Annotated in this window: 17 protein-coding genes; 9 read left to right on the top strand and 8 right to left on the bottom strand. The window is 64.4% G+C overall.

The window, feature by feature from the left end:
* Nucleotides 1-82 precede the first annotated feature (82 nt).
* From QA645_RS14820 to QA645_RS14800, 5 genes are all read left to right on the top strand, one after another.
* Nucleotides 83-2062 (top strand): PAS domain-containing sensor histidine kinase, encoded by a 1980-nt coding sequence (locus tag QA645_RS14820; protein WP_283051109.1) that lies wholly within the window; start codon nucleotides 83-85, stop codon nucleotides 2060-2062.
* A gap of 96 nt (nucleotides 2063-2158) precedes the next feature.
* Nucleotides 2159-2404 carry an Lrp/AsnC ligand binding domain-containing protein gene (locus QA645_RS14815; protein WP_045008738.1) on the top strand — a complete coding sequence of 82 codons (246 nt, stop codon included), beginning with the start codon at nucleotides 2159-2161 and terminating at the stop codon, nucleotides 2402-2404.
* 89 nt (nucleotides 2405-2493) lie between these two features.
* Nucleotides 2494-2940 (top strand): PqqD family protein, encoded by a 447-nt coding sequence (locus QA645_RS14810; RefSeq protein WP_283051106.1) that lies wholly within the window; start codon nucleotides 2494-2496, stop codon nucleotides 2938-2940.
* Complete coding sequence (locus QA645_RS14805) at nucleotides 2941-3933, top strand: hypothetical protein (RefSeq protein WP_283051104.1); 993 nt, start codon at nucleotides 2941-2943, stop codon at nucleotides 3931-3933.
* Nucleotides 3934-3945: 12 nt separating this feature from the next.
* Nucleotides 3946-4626, top strand: a complete 681-nt coding sequence (locus QA645_RS14800) for a glycosyltransferase family A protein (protein WP_283051102.1) — start codon at nucleotides 3946-3948, stop codon at nucleotides 4624-4626.
* Here QA645_RS14800 and QA645_RS14795 read toward each other — a convergent pair.
* Both QA645_RS14795 and QA645_RS14790 read right to left on the bottom strand, forming a co-directional pair.
* Complete coding sequence (locus QA645_RS14795) at nucleotides 4601-6190, bottom strand: nucleotidyltransferase family protein (protein ID WP_283051100.1); 1590 nt, start codon at nucleotides 6188-6190, stop codon at nucleotides 4601-4603. The genes QA645_RS14800 and QA645_RS14795 overlap by 26 nt on opposite strands.
* A gap of 180 nt (nucleotides 6191-6370) precedes the next feature.
* Complete coding sequence (locus QA645_RS14790; RefSeq protein ID WP_283051098.1) at nucleotides 6371-7297, bottom strand: cytochrome c; 927 nt, start codon at nucleotides 7295-7297, stop codon at nucleotides 6371-6373.
* Between the two features lie 153 nt (nucleotides 7298-7450).
* Between QA645_RS14790 and QA645_RS14785 the strand changes: the two genes are divergently transcribed.
* Nucleotides 7451-7870 (top strand): CHRD domain-containing protein, encoded by a 420-nt coding sequence (locus QA645_RS14785; protein WP_254194546.1) that lies wholly within the window; start codon nucleotides 7451-7453, stop codon nucleotides 7868-7870.
* Between the two features lie 74 nt (nucleotides 7871-7944).
* Here the strand turns inward: QA645_RS14785 and QA645_RS14780 are convergent, their stop codons facing one another.
* Entirely contained in the window at nucleotides 7945-8568 is a 624-nt protein-coding gene (locus QA645_RS14780; RefSeq protein ID WP_283051096.1) for a class I SAM-dependent methyltransferase, read from the bottom strand.
* Between the two features lie 90 nt (nucleotides 8569-8658).
* Here QA645_RS14780 and QA645_RS14775 point away from each other — a divergent pair, with 90 nt between their 5' ends.
* On the top strand, nucleotides 8659-9048 hold the full coding sequence (locus tag QA645_RS14775; RefSeq protein WP_283051094.1) for a VF_A0006 family four-cysteine protein: 390 nt from the start codon (nucleotides 8659-8661) through the stop codon (nucleotides 9046-9048).
* A 7-nt stretch (nucleotides 9049-9055) separates the two neighbouring features.
* Here QA645_RS14775 and QA645_RS14770 read toward each other — a convergent pair whose 3' ends face one another.
* Together QA645_RS14770 and QA645_RS14765 are read right to left on the bottom strand one after the other, a co-directional pair.
* Nucleotides 9056-10339 (bottom strand): cystathionine gamma-synthase family protein, encoded by a 1284-nt coding sequence (locus QA645_RS14770; protein ID WP_283051092.1) that lies wholly within the window; start codon nucleotides 10337-10339, stop codon nucleotides 9056-9058.
* Between the two features lie 165 nt (nucleotides 10340-10504).
* The gene (locus QA645_RS14765; protein WP_283051090.1) at nucleotides 10505-10936 is read right to left on the bottom strand and encodes a DoxX family protein; all 432 of its coding nucleotides are present in this window, start codon (nucleotides 10934-10936) and stop codon (nucleotides 10505-10507) included.
* A gap of 311 nt (nucleotides 10937-11247) precedes the next feature.
* Between QA645_RS14765 and QA645_RS14760 the strand changes: the two genes are divergently transcribed.
* Nucleotides 11248-11535, top strand: a complete 288-nt coding sequence (locus QA645_RS14760; protein WP_254132668.1) for a hypothetical protein — start codon at nucleotides 11248-11250, stop codon at nucleotides 11533-11535.
* A gap of 57 nt (nucleotides 11536-11592) precedes the next feature.
* Here the strand turns inward: QA645_RS14760 and QA645_RS14755 are convergent, their stop codons facing one another.
* Together QA645_RS14755 and QA645_RS14750 are read right to left on the bottom strand one after the other, a co-directional pair.
* Nucleotides 11593-12042, bottom strand: a complete 450-nt coding sequence (locus QA645_RS14755) for a cytochrome c (protein ID WP_254194551.1) — start codon at nucleotides 12040-12042, stop codon at nucleotides 11593-11595.
* 96 nt (nucleotides 12043-12138) lie between these two features.
* Nucleotides 12139-14448, bottom strand: coding sequence for a xanthine dehydrogenase family protein molybdopterin-binding subunit (locus tag QA645_RS14750; protein WP_283051088.1), 2310 nt, complete (start codon nucleotides 14446-14448; stop codon nucleotides 12139-12141).
* A gap of 265 nt (nucleotides 14449-14713) precedes the next feature.
* Between QA645_RS14750 and QA645_RS14745 the strand changes: the two genes are divergently transcribed.
* Nucleotides 14714-14881, top strand: coding sequence for a DUF2934 domain-containing protein (locus QA645_RS14745; protein ID WP_283051086.1), 168 nt, complete (start codon nucleotides 14714-14716; stop codon nucleotides 14879-14881).
* 92 nt (nucleotides 14882-14973) lie between these two features.
* On the opposite strand, the gene QA645_RS14740 is transcribed toward QA645_RS14745, so the two are convergent.
* Nucleotides 14974-15372 (bottom strand): DUF1127 domain-containing protein, encoded by a 399-nt coding sequence (locus QA645_RS14740; RefSeq protein WP_283051085.1) that lies wholly within the window; start codon nucleotides 15370-15372, stop codon nucleotides 14974-14976.
* Nucleotides 15373-15682 lie beyond the last annotated feature (310 nt).

Raw genomic sequence — 15682 nt, 5'->3', positions numbered from 1 at the left:
AATGACACGTTAGCAGGTGGATTCGTCCAGCGACGCCTTGTTGCGGGCCGGCCTCGGCCCGCAATCCTTTCGGGAAGAAATCATGTGGGCCTATTTCGAACGTATCCTCGACTCCTCGATGTTTTCACCGCACGGCATCTGCCTGCTGTGGGAGCCCGAGCTGATCTGGCTCCATGTCGTCTCTGACGCCTGCATCGCGGCGGCCTATTTCTCGATCCCGTTCGCGCTCGCGATCCTCGTCACCAAACGGCGTGACCTCCAATTCGGCTGGGTCTTTTGGGCGTTCGCAGCCTTCATCATGGCCTGCGGCCTGACCCATGTGCTGTCGATCTACACGCTGTGGGTGCCGATCTATGGTATCGAGGGCCTGGTCAAGGCGATGACCGCCATCGCATCGATCTTCACCGCGGCCGCGCTCTGGCCGCTCCTGCCAAAGATCCTGGCAATCCCCTCCCCGTTCGAGCTGCAGAAGGTCCAGGCCGCGCTCCAGGAGGAGGAGATCAAGAGCCGGGACGCGACATTGTTGCTCAGACAGGTCGGAGACGCCCAGCGCGCGATGCGCGAAAGCGTGACGCGTCTCACCGCCATCGTCGAGACCGCGGTCGACGGCGTCATCCTGTTCGACGCGCAGGCCCGCATTCTCCTTTTCAATCCCGCGTGCGAACGGCTGTTCGGCTATCGCGCCCAGGAAGTGATGAATCTCGACATCGGCATGCTGATGTCGAACGACGAGAGGCGCCCAACCACCGGTCATGCGCGGCGTTTCGCAACCGGAGAAGCCATCGGCCTGTGCAAGGACGGATCGAGCTTTCCGATGAATCTGTCGGTTGGCCAGGCGTGGCAGGACGGCGAGCTGATCTATGTTGGCATCATCCACGATCTGACCGCGCGTAAGCTGACCGAGCAGCAGCTCCAGCAGGCGCAAAAGATGGAGACGGTCGGCCAGCTCTCCGGCGGCATCGCGCATGACTTCAACAATCTCCTGACCGTGATCATCGGCAACGCCGAGCATCTCAGCGAGCAGCTGAAGGCGCGGCCCGATCTGCGGCAATTTGCCGACGATATCTGCGAGTCCGGCGAACGCGGCGCGGAGCTGACGCAGCGACTGCTGGCATTCAGCCGCCGCCAATTGCTGCAGCCAAAGACGATCGATTGCCGCGAACTGCTGCAATCCATGCTCAAGCTGCTCAAGCGCACCTTGCGCGAAAACATCGAGATCAAGACGGCGTTCGGCCCTGGCACCATCCAGGCCTTTGCGGACCGTGCCCAGCTCGAATCCGCCGTGTTGAACCTTGCGCTCAACGCACAGGACGCGATGCCCTCCGGCGGACACCTGACGCTGAGCACCGAGCTCGCCGCAATCGACGAGGACTACCGCGCCCTGCACCCAGAAGTGACATCCGGCGCCTACGCGCTGATTTCCGTCACCGACGACGGCGAAGGCATGACGCCCGAAGTGATCGAGCACGCCTTCGAGCCTTTCTTCACCACCAAGGAGGTCGGCAAGGGTTCAGGGCTTGGACTGAGCATGGTCTACGGCTTCGCAAAGCAATCCGACGGCCATGTCTCGATCTATAGCGAACAGGGCCTGGGGACGACGGTCCGGATCTACCTGCCGCGCACCGGCGGCGGACAATCGCCGACCGACGTGCTGGACGGCGAGGACGCCGCGCCGCGCGGGCACGAGACCATCCTGATTGCCGAGGACGATCCGTTTGTGCGCTCCTCGGTGATCCTCCGGGTGGAGGCGCTCGGCTATCGCGTCGTCGCCGCCGTCAATGGCCAGGAGGCCCTGCAGCGGCTGCGCGCCGATCCCGGCATCGACATGCTGTTCACCGATATCGTCATGCCCGGCGGGATGAGCGGCTGGGAGCTCGCCGATCAGGCCCGCCGGATTCGGCCGGGCCTGCCGGTGCTGTTCACTTCCGGCTATGCGCTGGAGACCCTGGTCGAGCAGGGCCGCGCGCAGGCGGAGGCCGTGGTCCTGACCAAACCCTATCGCAAGACCGAGCTCGCCCAGCGGCTCAGGGACGCCTTCGCCGCAGCGACGGCGGCTTCGTAGGGCATCGGATCGTCATCTGACGCCTGGAAGTCCGCTTGCTAAATCGGGCTGATTTTGGCCTATTAGCCGGCAAGATATGCCTTCGGAGTGACTGCAATGGTTCCCTTTTTCGTCCAGATCAAATGTAAGCTTGGCCAGTCCTATACGGTCGCCAATGCGCTTGCCGAAGCCGAGATCGCCTCCGAGATCTACTCCACGGCCGGCCATTACGATTTGCTGGTGAAGTTCTATGTCGACAACGACACCGACATCGGCCACTTCATCAACGAGAAGGTGCAGGTGCTGCCCGGCATCCAGGACACGCTCACCATCATCACCTTCAAGGCGTTCGGCGCCAGCTAGACGACGCAGTTGGCGCAAGCGGCGATGTTGCGCAGCCGCTCGCCTGTGCTAGCGTCCGGGCCTTGGAATTGAAGTGAGTACTGCAAGCTATGGCCCTCACCACGACGGTGCCGCTGCTGATCAGCCAGCAATTCGATAGTGAAGTCGTGTTGGCCAACTATCAGAATGGCGTCTACTACAACCTCGACGGCAGCGCTGCGCAGATCTGGCTCGGCCTCAAGGTCAACCGAACGGTTGAGGAGATCGGACGCGCGCTGGCTGCTGCGACTGATGGAGATGTGACGTCAATCACGCAACAGGTGCAAGCCTTCGTCGACAGCATGCTGGCGGAAGGCCTCATCGCGAACGGTGCCGCCGATGCGCGCAGTGAGACCTCCGTTGAGACGTCCATCAGCCCTTGGACACCGATGCTGTCGGGCGCATTCGTCGCCCCGGAATTCCAGCGCTTCGACAATCTGCGGGAGCTGCTGCTGATGGATCCCGTGCACGATGCCGGCGAGGAAGGCTGGCCGCTGCGCGAGAACCAAGAGAACTAGATGAAAGCGAGCGACCTCATCCGGCGGGAGATCGCGGGGGTCTTCGCCAGGACAACGTCGGAGCCGATCGAGGCGCATGCGCGCTGCGGACCGTTCGGCTTGCATCTCGGCTTTGCCTCGCAGGATTTGGCCCGCATGTTCCTGCCGGCCTATGTCCAGCGCGCGGCCGATGGCGTCGATCTCGAGCTTCGCTTCGTCACAGCAACCGACCATGATCTCTCGGCGCTGGTGCCGGAAGCTTCCGAAAAACCGCGGCTGCTGATCGAGGACGGCATCTATTCGGTCTGGCAGCCGGCCGTCATTCCCGTGCTGTACGCGATCGACCTGGTGGCGCGGCGCGGCATCGCGTGGTTGCCTAAGGGCGAGGCACCGCCCTGGATCCGCAGCCGGCCCGCGATCTCCCTCATCCACGCCCTGATGCAGGAGACGCCCTGGTGCGCCGTCCATGCGGCGGCTGTGGGGAGCACGACCGGCTTCACGCTGCTCGCGGGCGAGGGTCACAGCGGCAAGACCACCGCGGCGCTCGCCTGCGTCAAGGCCGGCTGGCGCTACGCGGGCGACGACTTTGTCGCGGTCAACAGCGTCACCGGCGCGATCGAGCCGCTGTTCTGCTCCGCGCGGCTGCGCCCTGCCCTTGTCGACGCGTTTGGCGACCTGATCGGCGGCACCACGCCGGTGTCGGATTTCAACGGCGAGCTGCGCCACGAGCTCAGCCTGGCCGGTCTCGGCGAGCGCCTCGGTGGCGGCAAGCTGCGTGCGCTTTTCATTCCGCGCCGGCGCGGCGCGGCCTCACCCGAATTCACGCCTGCGAAGCCATCGGATGCGTTTCGCGCGCTGCTGCCGACCACGGCCTACGAGCTGCCGGGCTGGCCGAACCAGATCGCGGAGAAGGTGGCGCGGATCGCAGGTCTCGCGCCGGTGTTCTTTGCCGATACCGGCACCAGGCCTGCCGAGATTCCCGCCGCGTTCGCCGATCAATTGCAAAGACTTTGAGGCCGCACCGACATGCGTGTCTCCGTCATCATCGCCGCCTACAATGCCGAGACCTACATCGCCGAGGCGGTCGAGAGCGTGCTCGGCCAGACCGTGCCGCCCGATGAGGTGATCGTCATCGACGACGGCTCGACCGACGACACGCGCAATGTGCTCGGCGAATTCGACGACCGCATCACCGTGCTTGCCCAGAGCAACAACGGCCAGGCCGTCGCCGTCAACAAGGCGCTCGCGACCGCGCAGGGCGAGCTGATCGGCTTCTGCGACGCCGACGACCTCTGGACGCCGCGCAAGCTCGAATTGCAGCTGGCACTGCTGGAGCATCAGGGCCGCGTCGACGCCGTGTTCGGCAAGGTCGAGCAATTCGTCAGTCCCGACGTGCCGGACGCGCAACGCGAGCGCCTCAAGCCCGCGGTCGCGATCATGCCGGGCGAATTGAAGCAGTGCATGCTGATCCGGCGCGCCGCGCTCGACCGGGCCGGGCCGTTCGACGAGAGCCTGCCCGCGACCTTCTTCATCGCCTGGCTCGGCCGCGCCAAGCAGAACGGGTTGAGGAGCGCGCACGTCGACGACATCGTGGTGCGCCGCCGGCTGCATCTCGGCAATGGCGGACGCATCAACACGGACGCCCAGAACCGCGAGACGCTCCTGGCGCTGCGCCAGGCCATCAAGGCCCGGCGCCCGCCGGAGTGAACACCGTCGCGCCGTTCACCGACACGGATTTCACGAACAGCCCGAGCAGACGCGGATCGATCGAATGGCCGATGTCGGTCGGGCGCTGGCAATCGAGCATCCGCAGCGCGACGACGATCTTGCGTTGGCGTGCACCAATGACTCTCGCCTGCAGCGCGATTCTGAACGGCATCGGATCGGTGCGCCCTGCCGCCATCTGCTGCACCGATCCAATGCCGGCGTAAGCGACGAAGCGGAAATTGTCCGTGCCCGGCGGCAGGAACGGCACGACCACGAGCTCCACGGCGACGGGATCGCGGGTCCTGTCGTCGACGGGCATTTCGAGGACGGCGAATGGACGGTCGGTCCACCGCCCCTCATCCTCCGGAATGGAAAAGCCCTGCCCGAACCAGATGCCGCTCCCGCGCGACGGATACGCCGCGCGCGCGATCTGCTGCCAGATCCGCTTCAGGATCGCATCCCGAAACAAGGGAAACTGCACGATGCCCGCATCGAATGCCGCGATCGCCGCGCCGGGTAGCCGCAGCCAGTCCCAGCCCCGGAACGGCGCCTTGAAACGCGCGCGAAGCGCCGAGAAGAAGGCAGCGCCAAAGTGCTGCCACTGCGTGCGCCGCGCGCGCGGCACGGCGCGGATCGACATCTCGATCGACTTTCCCGGCGGTCCGTAGTCCCATAACTGCCAGATGAGTCCGTGCGGCACGAGGGCCGGCATCTCGCGCGCGACGACGTCGAGCAATTGCGCGGCAAACAGGCTGCCATTGTAGCGCGTCACGATCGCGCGGAAGCGGTCCCAATCGACCCTGGCGCCGGCCTTGCTCTCGAGCACATGGACGATCTCGAGCGCGCGGGACACCATCTCGTTCTGATCGGCTGGCTCCGGCCGCATCGCCGCGATCGCCAGATGCTCGGCAACACCGGGGATCAGCACCTCATGGGTCAGCAGCGTCCCGGTCTCGGCGGTCGCGAACAGCGCCTCGGTAAAGCCTTCGTCGTCGAGCCAGAACAGTGCGCGCCAGTGCAGATCGATGGCGCGGGCAAAGCCGGCCCGCGACATCGCCACCGCATGGATGTCGCGATCGAAATCGGATTCCTGGAACAGCTCGACCCGCATGCCGTGGCTGCGGAAATCGGCCTGCCGCAGCACCTTGATCGCGCGCGACGCATCCGCACGGCGGACCAGGAGATCGTAATCCCCCGTCATGCGCTTCGCCATGTAGCTCTCGTCGCGCGCGAACAGCGCGCCGCCCTTGATCAGCAGCGCGGCGATGCCGGCGGCCTTGAGCGCTGCGGACGCCGCGACCACATCGCGCACCCGCGTCGCATTCGACAGCCAGACATGCTTGACGACGCCGCGCATTTTCCTGGTGTCGGCATCGACGATCCCGGCCATGTCGGCGGTTGCCACAAGCAGCGGCATGGTGCGGTAGACGACCTCGTCGGCCGCATCGAGCGGCTCCGCGGCGCGCCAGGCCTGATAGGCGTCGATTGCGGTCCGGCCCTGTCCGAGCGCGGCGCGAAACAGCGTGAGATGACGCGGGCCCAGCGCGGCCGGAAGTTTTGGCACGATCTCAACCGAACGGTTGAGCCGCGGGGCGTGTTTCGTGCGACACGGTCAAATCACACGCCGAAACGATCAGCCAGAGCTGCACGAAAAACTCACGCCCCATGTGACGCAATTCCAATTCTCAACCCGCGACCGACGATGGGGGCGCAATCACGGCGTGTCAATTGGAAAGGGCCTGCTTCAGCCGCCACCCTCCTTGCGTTTGGGCGGCGTCGGTCCATCGACCGGCGGCAGCGACTTCAGATAGGCGGCCATCGCGGCGCGATCCTCCGGCGTCGACTGCGCGAGGTTCTTGATCACCGGCCGCATCGCGCCCGATGCGGTGTCGCCCTCGGGCATGTCGCCGGTCTCGAGAAAGTCGGCGATGTCCTTCTCGCTCCAGCCGCCGATCCCCTTCTGCGTGATGTTCGGCACCCAGCCCTCGCCTTCGGGATTGGGACCGCCGGCGAACCGCTCGCCCCGGTTGATCCCGCCGAGGGCGTTGCGCGGACTGTGGCATTCGGCGCAATGACCAAAACCGTTTACGAGATAAGCCCCGCGATTCCATTGTGCGGACCGCGCGGCATCCGGCTTGAACGGCCCGACATCCATGAACAGCAATTTCCAGATGCCGACGTTGCGGCGGATGTTGAAGGGAAACGGCAGATCGTGGTCGCGCACCCGGCCCGCGACCGGCGGCAGCGTCTTCAGATACGCGAAGAGATCGCGGACGTCGTCGACTTTCGCAATGTGATACGACGTGTAGGGAAACGCCGGAAAATAGTGCGTGCCCTCAGGCGAGATGCCGCGCATCACCGCGTTGACGAAATCGGCCTCGCTCCAGCGCCCGATGCCGTCGGTCGGGTCGGGCGAAATGTTCGGCACATAGAACGTGCCGAACGGCGAGCCGAGCGCCAGGCCGCCACCGAGCCGCAGGCGATCGGGCTGATTGGGTACGGCGTGGCAGGACGAGCAGCCGCCGGCATTGAACAGCTCCTGCCCATTGGCGAGATCAGGCCCGCGCGTCGGCGCCGGCAACGCCAAGGCGGTCGGCGCGGTCAGCCACCAATAGACGGCAAGGGCTGCGACGGCGGCGATCAGGATGACAGAAATTGTTCGTCGCAACATGAGGGATCCCAACAGGCTCTGGCGAATTTACGGATCATCCCGCAGCCGCTCCAGCCACGAATAATTTAGATGGTTTGAGCGGAATCCGGGAATAAAGTCGGAACCGCACTGTTTGCAAGTTGACAGCAATCAGGCGTCAACAGGGAGAGACCCATGAACAAAGCGCTTTTTGCCACGCTGGCGCTCGGAGCCGCCGTCGCATTCGCCGGCCCGGCCAGCGCGGAGAAACTGAAGGCGACGCTGGACGGCAAGTCCGAAGTCCCCGCCAATGCCAGCGCCGGCACGGGCACAGCCGATATCGACTATGACGCCGCCACCAAGAAGCTCTCCTGGAAGGTGACCTACTCCGGGCTCTCCGGCCCCGCCACCGCCGCGCATTTCCACGGCCCCGCCGAAGCCGGCAAGAACGCCGGCGTCATGGTGCCGATCCCCGGCATTGCAACGAGCCCTGCCGAAGGCTCGGCGACGCTGACCGACGCGCAGGCCTCCGATCTGCAGGCTGGCAAGCTTTACGTCAACATTCACACCGCGGCCAACCCGGGCGGCGAAATCCGCGGCCAGGTGACCAAGTAGATTTCATAAAGACGTCATCGACGAAGGCTGGACGCGAGGAGCGCGTCCGGCCTTTTCGATTCCGGCGGAGCGCGTCAGGCCGGGCGCTTGCGCACGGCGACCTGGTGGCTCCTGAGGATCACCTCGGCATCGTCGTGCCAGGCGAGGAATGTGTCCACGGCGGGCGCGACACGCATCCAGTCGGGATTGTCCGGCTTCCAGGTGTAATCGTCCATCAGCATCACGCCGCCCTCGCGCAGCAGGCGCCAGGCGCCGAGGCAATCGATCATGACGTCGTCGCGCTGATGGCTGCCGTCGACATAGATGAAATCGAACATCGCGTTCTCTTCGCGCAACGTGCCGAGCGCCTTGATCGAGGTGCCCACGATCTTGCGCAGCCGCGGACCATAGGCGGCGAGGTTGCGGTCGAAACGAGCGGCATCTTCGCCATCGAAGAGATCCACGCAGGTGAGCTGCGCTCGCGCGAAGAATTCGAGCCAGAACAGCGCAGACCGCCCCTCCTTGGAGCCGATCTCGAGCACGCTTGCGGTCGTCTCGCGTATGTCGCCGAACAGCGCGCTCCAGGCAACCGTCCGCGCGGCGACGTAATCGCGCCGAAATTCCTTGCCCGCAAAGACGTACGCGTAGGGGTCCTGGGCCCGCGCCAGCGCGATAACCCGCGCGCGAAGCTGCGCCTGTCGGGCGGAGGGATCGCTCACGAGAGCCCGGAATCTGACTGCGCGACGACACCGACCATTGTGTCACCGATCTGGCGCTTTATGATCGCTCCCAGAGCAAAGGTGCGCAACATGACCACTCCCAACGCGAACCATCCCGCCTTCTCTGACAAACTATCGCAGCCAAGGTCCTGCGGGAAGCCTGCCCCCACACCATTGCATCATCTGGCGGGCCTTGTCGTTGCCGCGGCAATCGCTGGCTTCTCCGGACCGGTCGTCGCGCAAAACGACCTGGAAAGGCAGGCTCAATGCGAACTGTCGGCGATCCGCGACACGAGATCGCCGCTTGCCGTCCAGACCATCCGTTCGGCCTGCAACTGGCTCGTGGTCAATGGCGACTCGCTGCTGAATGCGTCCAGCAAGGGCTATTACATCTGCCTCGTGCGGCAGCTCTCGGGCGCGCAGAGCAACGAGGCCGCCGCGGCCATCATGTCGGCATGCCGCGCGTCCAATCCGCTCTGAGGAGCGCTTAGGCCGCGCTCAGCGCATGCTCGAGATCCGCGATCAGGTCCGACGGATTTTCGATGCCGATCGACAGGCGGATGGTGCAATCGAGCACGCCGATCTTGCGGCGGATGTCGGCGGGCACGCCGGAATGGGTCATCGTCGCCGGCAGGCTCGCCAGCGATTCCGTTCCGCCGAGGCTGACTGCGAGCTTGAAGATCTGCAGGGAGTTGAGGAATTTCTCCGCCGCCGCCTGGCCGCCGACGATGTCGAACGAGAACGTCGACCCCGCGCCGAGACATTGCCGCGCGAACACGCGCCCCGCCGGCGAGGTCTCCTCGTGATGACCGAGATAGTGGACCTTGGCCACCTTGGCGTGGTCGCGCAGATAGTCGGCCACGAGGCGCGCGTTGCTGTCGGCCTTCTCCATGCGCAGGCTCAGGGTCTCGAGCGAGCGGTTGATCATCCAGCAGGAATGCGGATCGAGCTGGGTGCCGATGGCGCCGCGCAGCGCCTTGACGCTTTTCATCATCGCCTTGGTGCCGAGCGCGGCGCCTGCGATCAGGTCGGAATGACCGCCCACATATTTGGTCAGCGAGTACAGCGAGATATCAGCGCCATGCTCGATCGGCCGCTGAAACACCGGCCCGAGCAGCGTGTTGTCGCAGGCGATGATCGGCGTGTGGCCCTGGGCCTTGCCGATGGTGTCGGCGACGCGGCGCATCAGCGCGACATCAACGAGGCCGTTGGTCGGGTTGGCCGGGGTCTCGATCAGGATCATGGAAACCCGGCCCTTGCGCATCGCCTCCTCGGCGGCCTGATTGACCGCCGCCTCATCGATGCCGTCGGCAAAGCCGACCGCGCCGATCGAGAAACGCGACAGCGTGTTGGTCAGCAGCGTTTCCGTGCCGCCATAGAGCGGCTGCGAATGCAGAATGACGTCGCCCGGCCGGACGAACGCCAAAATCGTCGTCGAGATCGCCGCCATGCCGGACGAGAACAGCGCACAGCTCTCGGTGCGCTCGTAGATGGCGAGCCTGTCCTCGACGATCTCGCTGTTGGGATGGTTGAAGCGCGAATAGACGAGCCCGGCGCCCATGCCTTCCGGCGGCTCGCGGCGGCCGGCCACGAAATCGAAGAAGTCCTGCCCGTCCTCGGCCGTCTTGAAAACGAAGGTCGAGGTCAAGAACACCGGCGGCTTGATGGCGCCTTCCGAGAGCTGCGGATCATAGCCATAAGTCAGCATCAGCGTTTCCGGATGCAGCATATGGTTGCCGATATGGGTTTTCGACGGAAACGGTTTTGCCATGGCCTGTCTCGCTGTTCCTGATTCACATCCGCCCCGCTTGTGCTCAAGGATAGCTGATGTAGGGCCCGCTGACAGTGACGCTCAGATCAAATTTGCGGCTGGACTCGCCGCAACGCGCACAAAAAACCCGCCGTCACCGGCGGGTTTTTCAGAGTTCTCGCTTGTTCAGCGCGCTGGCACTGCTCCCGGCAGGACGTCCCCGTCGCGCGACAAGCGCGCATCGAGGCTGAGGGCACCGGCGCCAAACGCGACGATCTGAAGCAGGCCGCCTGCCATCATCACGTTCTTGAGGAAATGAATCATCTGGTTCTGGTCGGCGAAGTTGCCGTGGAAGACGGCGGCCGTTGCGAGCGAGAACACGGCGAGCGCGAGCGCGACCGAGCGTGCCTGGTAGCCAGCGATCAGCAGCAGACCGCCGCCGAGCTCGACCAGAACTGCGATCGCATAAGCGGCCGGCGGCACCGGAAGTCCGGCTGAGGCGATGTAGGCGGTCGTGGCGCCATAGGACGCAAGCTTGCCAACGCCGGTGAAGACGAACGGCAGACCGATCAGCAGGCGGCCGAGGAGAGAAGCGTAACGCGTGGTATCCATGATCATTACTCCTGTGCTTTGTCAGGCGTGACGGGTGTGATGGGGACTCATCGTTCGCCGCCGCTGCAATTTCGTTTTGCGGGGGATCAGCGGGCGACGAACTGCTTCGTTGCGTCTTGACAATGGCCCGGGATCATTGGATTAAAAATAGAAATGATGGAAAATCACCGTTTCCAATTTTGACCCTTCAGCCGAACAGGGTTTGCGCCCCAAGAGTCCGCGCCCAATTGTGCTGGCGCGCTTCGCCCCGTCCAGATTCAAAGCTAGACTGCGACCTGACGCGCGCTCGCTTGTCGCGCCCGAGCCCGGAGCGGTCGATGATCAAGGTCCTGATGGAACGGGATATGCCGCAAAACTTCGACCCCAGCGACGCGGCACAAGCGAGCCGTCATGCGCGCATTGCGCTCGACGCGGTCACTGCGACCGCCGGAAAAATGCACTGGCTCTGCACTTACGCGACGGATGACCGCAAGTTGTTCGGCCTCGTTGTCGTTGAGAACGAGGACGTCATCGCCGAATATGTGAAACGCGCCGGCATCGACAGTGGCATCAAGATCCACCGCGTCACCTGCGTTCTCGATCCGGCGCTCGCCGCGCCAAGATAGCTGGCACGCTCGTAGCCCAGATGGAGTACAGCGCCATCCGGCTACGTACCGCAACGGCTACTTCAGCTTCACCCGATACGTCTCGTGGCAGTCCGTGCAGCGGTCGTTCATCGCAGTGTAGGCGGCCTTCAGGCTCGCCAGATCGGTGACCTTGCCCTTGACCTCTGCGATCGCCTTCTGCACCGGCGGAATCTTGGAGTCGAAATCGGCCTTGTTCTGCCAGACCTTTGGCGAGGAACCATAAGTCGCGTTCACAACGTCCTGCTTGGGATTGACCTCGAAGGTCTTTGCGATCTTGGCGACGTCGGCCTCGAGACTGGCGATCGCCTCGTCAACGGCCTTCTGATTGTAGGGGATTTCGCCCTTCGTCATCTTGAGGATCACGCCGTACATGCTCTTGGCCTGCGAGCGCATCAGATTGTCCTGCTGGACGGCAACCTCCTGCTGCGCCATCACGGCGCTCGCACCCAGAACAAGGGTGCCGGCGACAATCAAAATTCGTTTCATCGGCGTGTTTCTCCGGCTCGCAAGTCGGTTTGGGGGAGGATCATTCATGGTTAGAACCCGGCGACGGGCGATTATTCCCGCCGCCGGCGCCACGCCTTACAGGCTGTGGCGGCGGTGATGCTCGTTGATCGCGATCCAAACACGTTCTGGTGTCGCCGGCATGTCAATGTGGTCGATCTTGTATTCGCGCCAGAGCCCGTCGACGATGGCGTTGACGACGGCCGGACAGGAGCCGATCGCGCCGGCTTCGCCCGCGCCCTTCACTCCCATCGGATTGGTCGTGCAGGGAATGTTGTTGGTCTCGAACACGAAGGACGGGCCGTCGGCTGCGCGCGGCAGCGCGTAGTCCATGAAGGTCGCGGTGATGAGCTGGCCGTCGCCCGCGCCGTAGACCACCTGCTCCATCAGCGCCTGGCCGATGCCCTGCATGGCGCCGCCATGCACCTGGCCCGCCAGCAGCAGTGGATTGAGCGTCTTGCCGAAATCGTCGACGATCACATAGTTGACGATTTTGATGATGCCGGTCGCCGGATCGATCTCGACTTCCGCGACATGCGTGCCGTTGGGATAGGTGCCGTCGGCGCTGGCAAACGACGCGCTGGCGTTCAGCTTCGACGGATCGGCGCCCGGCCGCTTGGCGAGATCGGCGAACGAGATCGAACGGTCGGTGCCGGCGATACGGACGATGCCGTCGGTAATCTCGAGGTCGCCGGCGCTCGCTTCCAGCGCCTGCGCCGCGATCTCTTTCAGCTTCTGCCCGAGCTCGCGTGTTGCGCGCTCGACGCTGACGCCGCCCGAGGGGATCGAGGCCGAGCCGCCGGTGCCGAGGCCCGTGGCGATCATCGCGGTGTCGCCCTGATGGACGTGCACCCGCTCCGGCGCGACGCCGAACTGTTCGGCGACGATCTGCGCATAGGCGGTCTGGTGGCCCTGCCCGCTCGACTGCGTGCCGATCAGCACGGTGATGTCACCATTGGGGTCCATCCGCACATTGGCGGTCTCCTCGCCCATGGTGCCGCAGACCTCGACATAGCTCGCAAGCCCGATACCGCGGATCAGGCCGTTCTTCTTGGCCGCCTTGGCGCGCTTTCCAAACTCCTTCCAGTCACCGATCTCCATCGCACGCTTCAGATGCGCGGCGAAGTCGCCGGAATCGTAGACCTTGCCGGTCGCGGTCTTGTACGGCAGCGCCTTGGGCTGGATGAAATTCTTGCGGCGGATCGCATCCGGCGTCATGTCCAGTTTTCGCGCGCAGGCATCGACCAGGCGCTCGATGACATAGGCCGCCTCGGGCCGGCCCGCACCGCGATAGGCATCGACCGGCACGCTGTTGGTGAAGACGGTGCGCACCCGGCAGTGGAAGGCCTGGATGTCGTAAAGGCCCGGCAGCATGCCGGCGCCGCCATGCGGAATGTAGGGCCCGAAGGTCGAGAGATAGGCACCCATGTCGCCCATCAGGTCGCAATCCATCGCGAGGAATTTGCCATCCTCGGCCATCGCCATCTTCGCGGTGGTGACGTTGTCGCGGCCCTGCGCGTCGCCCATGAAGTGCTCGGAGCGATCGGCCGCCCATTTCACCGCCTTCTTCAGCTTTCGCGCCGCGACCGCCACCAGGGCGTATTCACGATAGGGAAACAGCTTCGTGCCGAAGCCGCCGCCGACATCGGGGCAGATCACGCGCATCTTCTCGGTCGGGATATTCAGCACGTTCTGGCAGAGGATGTCGCGGAGGCGATGGCTGCCCTGGCTGCCGATTGTCAGCGTGAGATGATCGTTCTTGGCGTCGTATTCGCAAACCGCCGCGCGCGTCTCCATGAAGCTCGCGACCACGCGCGGATTGACGATGGAGATCTCGGCGACCGTATGCGCCTTGGCAAACGCGGCTTCGGTCGCGGCCTTGTCGCCGATCGACACATCGAACAGCACATTGCCGGGCTTGTCCGGCCAGACCTGCGGCGCGTCCTTCTTGACGGCGTTGACGAGGCCGGTCACCGACGGCAGCGGCGACCATTTGACGTCGATGGCTTCGATCGCGTCGCGGGCCTGGTCGATGGTCTCGGCGACGACGAAGGCGACGGAATCACCGACGTGGCGCACCTCGTCCTTGGCAAGGATCGGGTAAGGCGGGCCGGTGAAGGGATCGGTCTCGAAATTGAACAGGCAGGGCAGATTGCCGAGATCGCCGACTTCGGCGGCGGTCAGGATCAGCGCCACACCGGGAAGGGTGCGGGCGCGGCTGGCGTCGATGGTGAATTTGGCATGCGCATGCGGCGAGCGCAGCATCAGGCAGCGAAGCGCAGCCTGCGGCGCGTAATCGTCGGTATAGCGGCCCTTGCCGCGGATGAGCGCGTCATCCTCCTTGCGCAGCACGCTTTGGCCAACGCCGAACTTGATGGGAGCCGCCATTTTTTCTTGTCCCGTCCTATGGTTGTTTTGCCGGCATATTGCCGTGGAAAAAGTGGCAAGGCAAACGGCTTTAGGCGGGCCCGGTCCTCAATCCCGGGCATGGCGACTTCGGCCGAACGGCCGCGGCTGGTGAGGCAGGAACAATTCCTCGCTGGAAAAGCTTGTATTTGTGAACACGGCATCCACAGCGGGACAGTCGCCGGCGCGACCATACGGCGCAACGCCCGTGCGGCCGCGTTGACGTCCTCGATGAACGAGTGGACCCATGCCCAACCCGACCGAAGAACAGATTCGACTCCGCGCACATCAATTGTGGGACCTCGCCGGACGGCCCGAGGGGCGCGAGGACGAATTCTGGCACGAAGCCGAACGCGAATTGAGCGACGGCACCACGAACAATCCCGACGAGAAGTCCGAGACGTTTCTGGAGTAACGGACATGGCCGAAAGACACGCCTGAGAACAAGCAGCCGCGCTCGCTGCCGCTTGCTCTCAGAGCGCACGTCCACATCTCGCAGTTGACCATTTACATCCCGCCACGGCTCAACAGATACCGCGTGCTGTCTCTCAGCGCATCGATCGATCGCTGAGGCGTGAGGTGGTCGATCTCGCCGCGCGTCAGGCCGATATCCATCAGCTCCCTGTCACTCAGGTCCTGCAACGACAGCCGTGGGCTCTGGCGCCGCTGCTGATACGCAAGCCAATATTGCCTGATCAGGCCGAGGATACTCCGCGTGGAGGCCGCCGCGGTGCCGGCAGCGTCCTTGTCCGGCAAGGCGCTGTCCAGCGCCGCAGCCGACGCCTTGAGGCGTGCGGCCAAAGCCTGGTCGACCGCGCTCTTCGCCGACACGATCGTGAGCCTGAGGCCGCGCCTTGCGGCGTCGCCCTCTATCCCGGGAGAAACGTCCGTTAGTTGTGGTGGCATCGCATGCTCCTGCTGTTGTGCCGGCAGGGAGCGTGGCCAAACAAAAGGCCCCGTCCGATGCCGGCGGGGCCTGGTGGAAAAGATGTCGTCGACGAATTCCTAGCGCGCGACTCCTTCCACGGCCCAGCCGAAGCGGGTCATGTGCGAGAAGTTAACGTTGCGCGACCATTTAATCATGGGCACGCCGATAGCACGGCGATCGCGCAAAATCAAGAGATGTGCGGAGTTTGGCCACACCCTGCAGGCGAGCCTCACTCCGGCGCGACGACGCTGCGACACATCGGACAGCAACGCCATAACTGAACCAAGT

Origin of the sequence: Bradyrhizobium sp. CIAT3101, from assembly GCF_029714945.1 — a bacterium.
Lineage (GTDB): Bacteria > Pseudomonadota > Alphaproteobacteria > Rhizobiales > Xanthobacteraceae > Bradyrhizobium.
The sequence above is the reverse complement of the archived record's forward strand: the minus strand, read 5'-3'. Positions and strand labels throughout refer to the sequence as shown.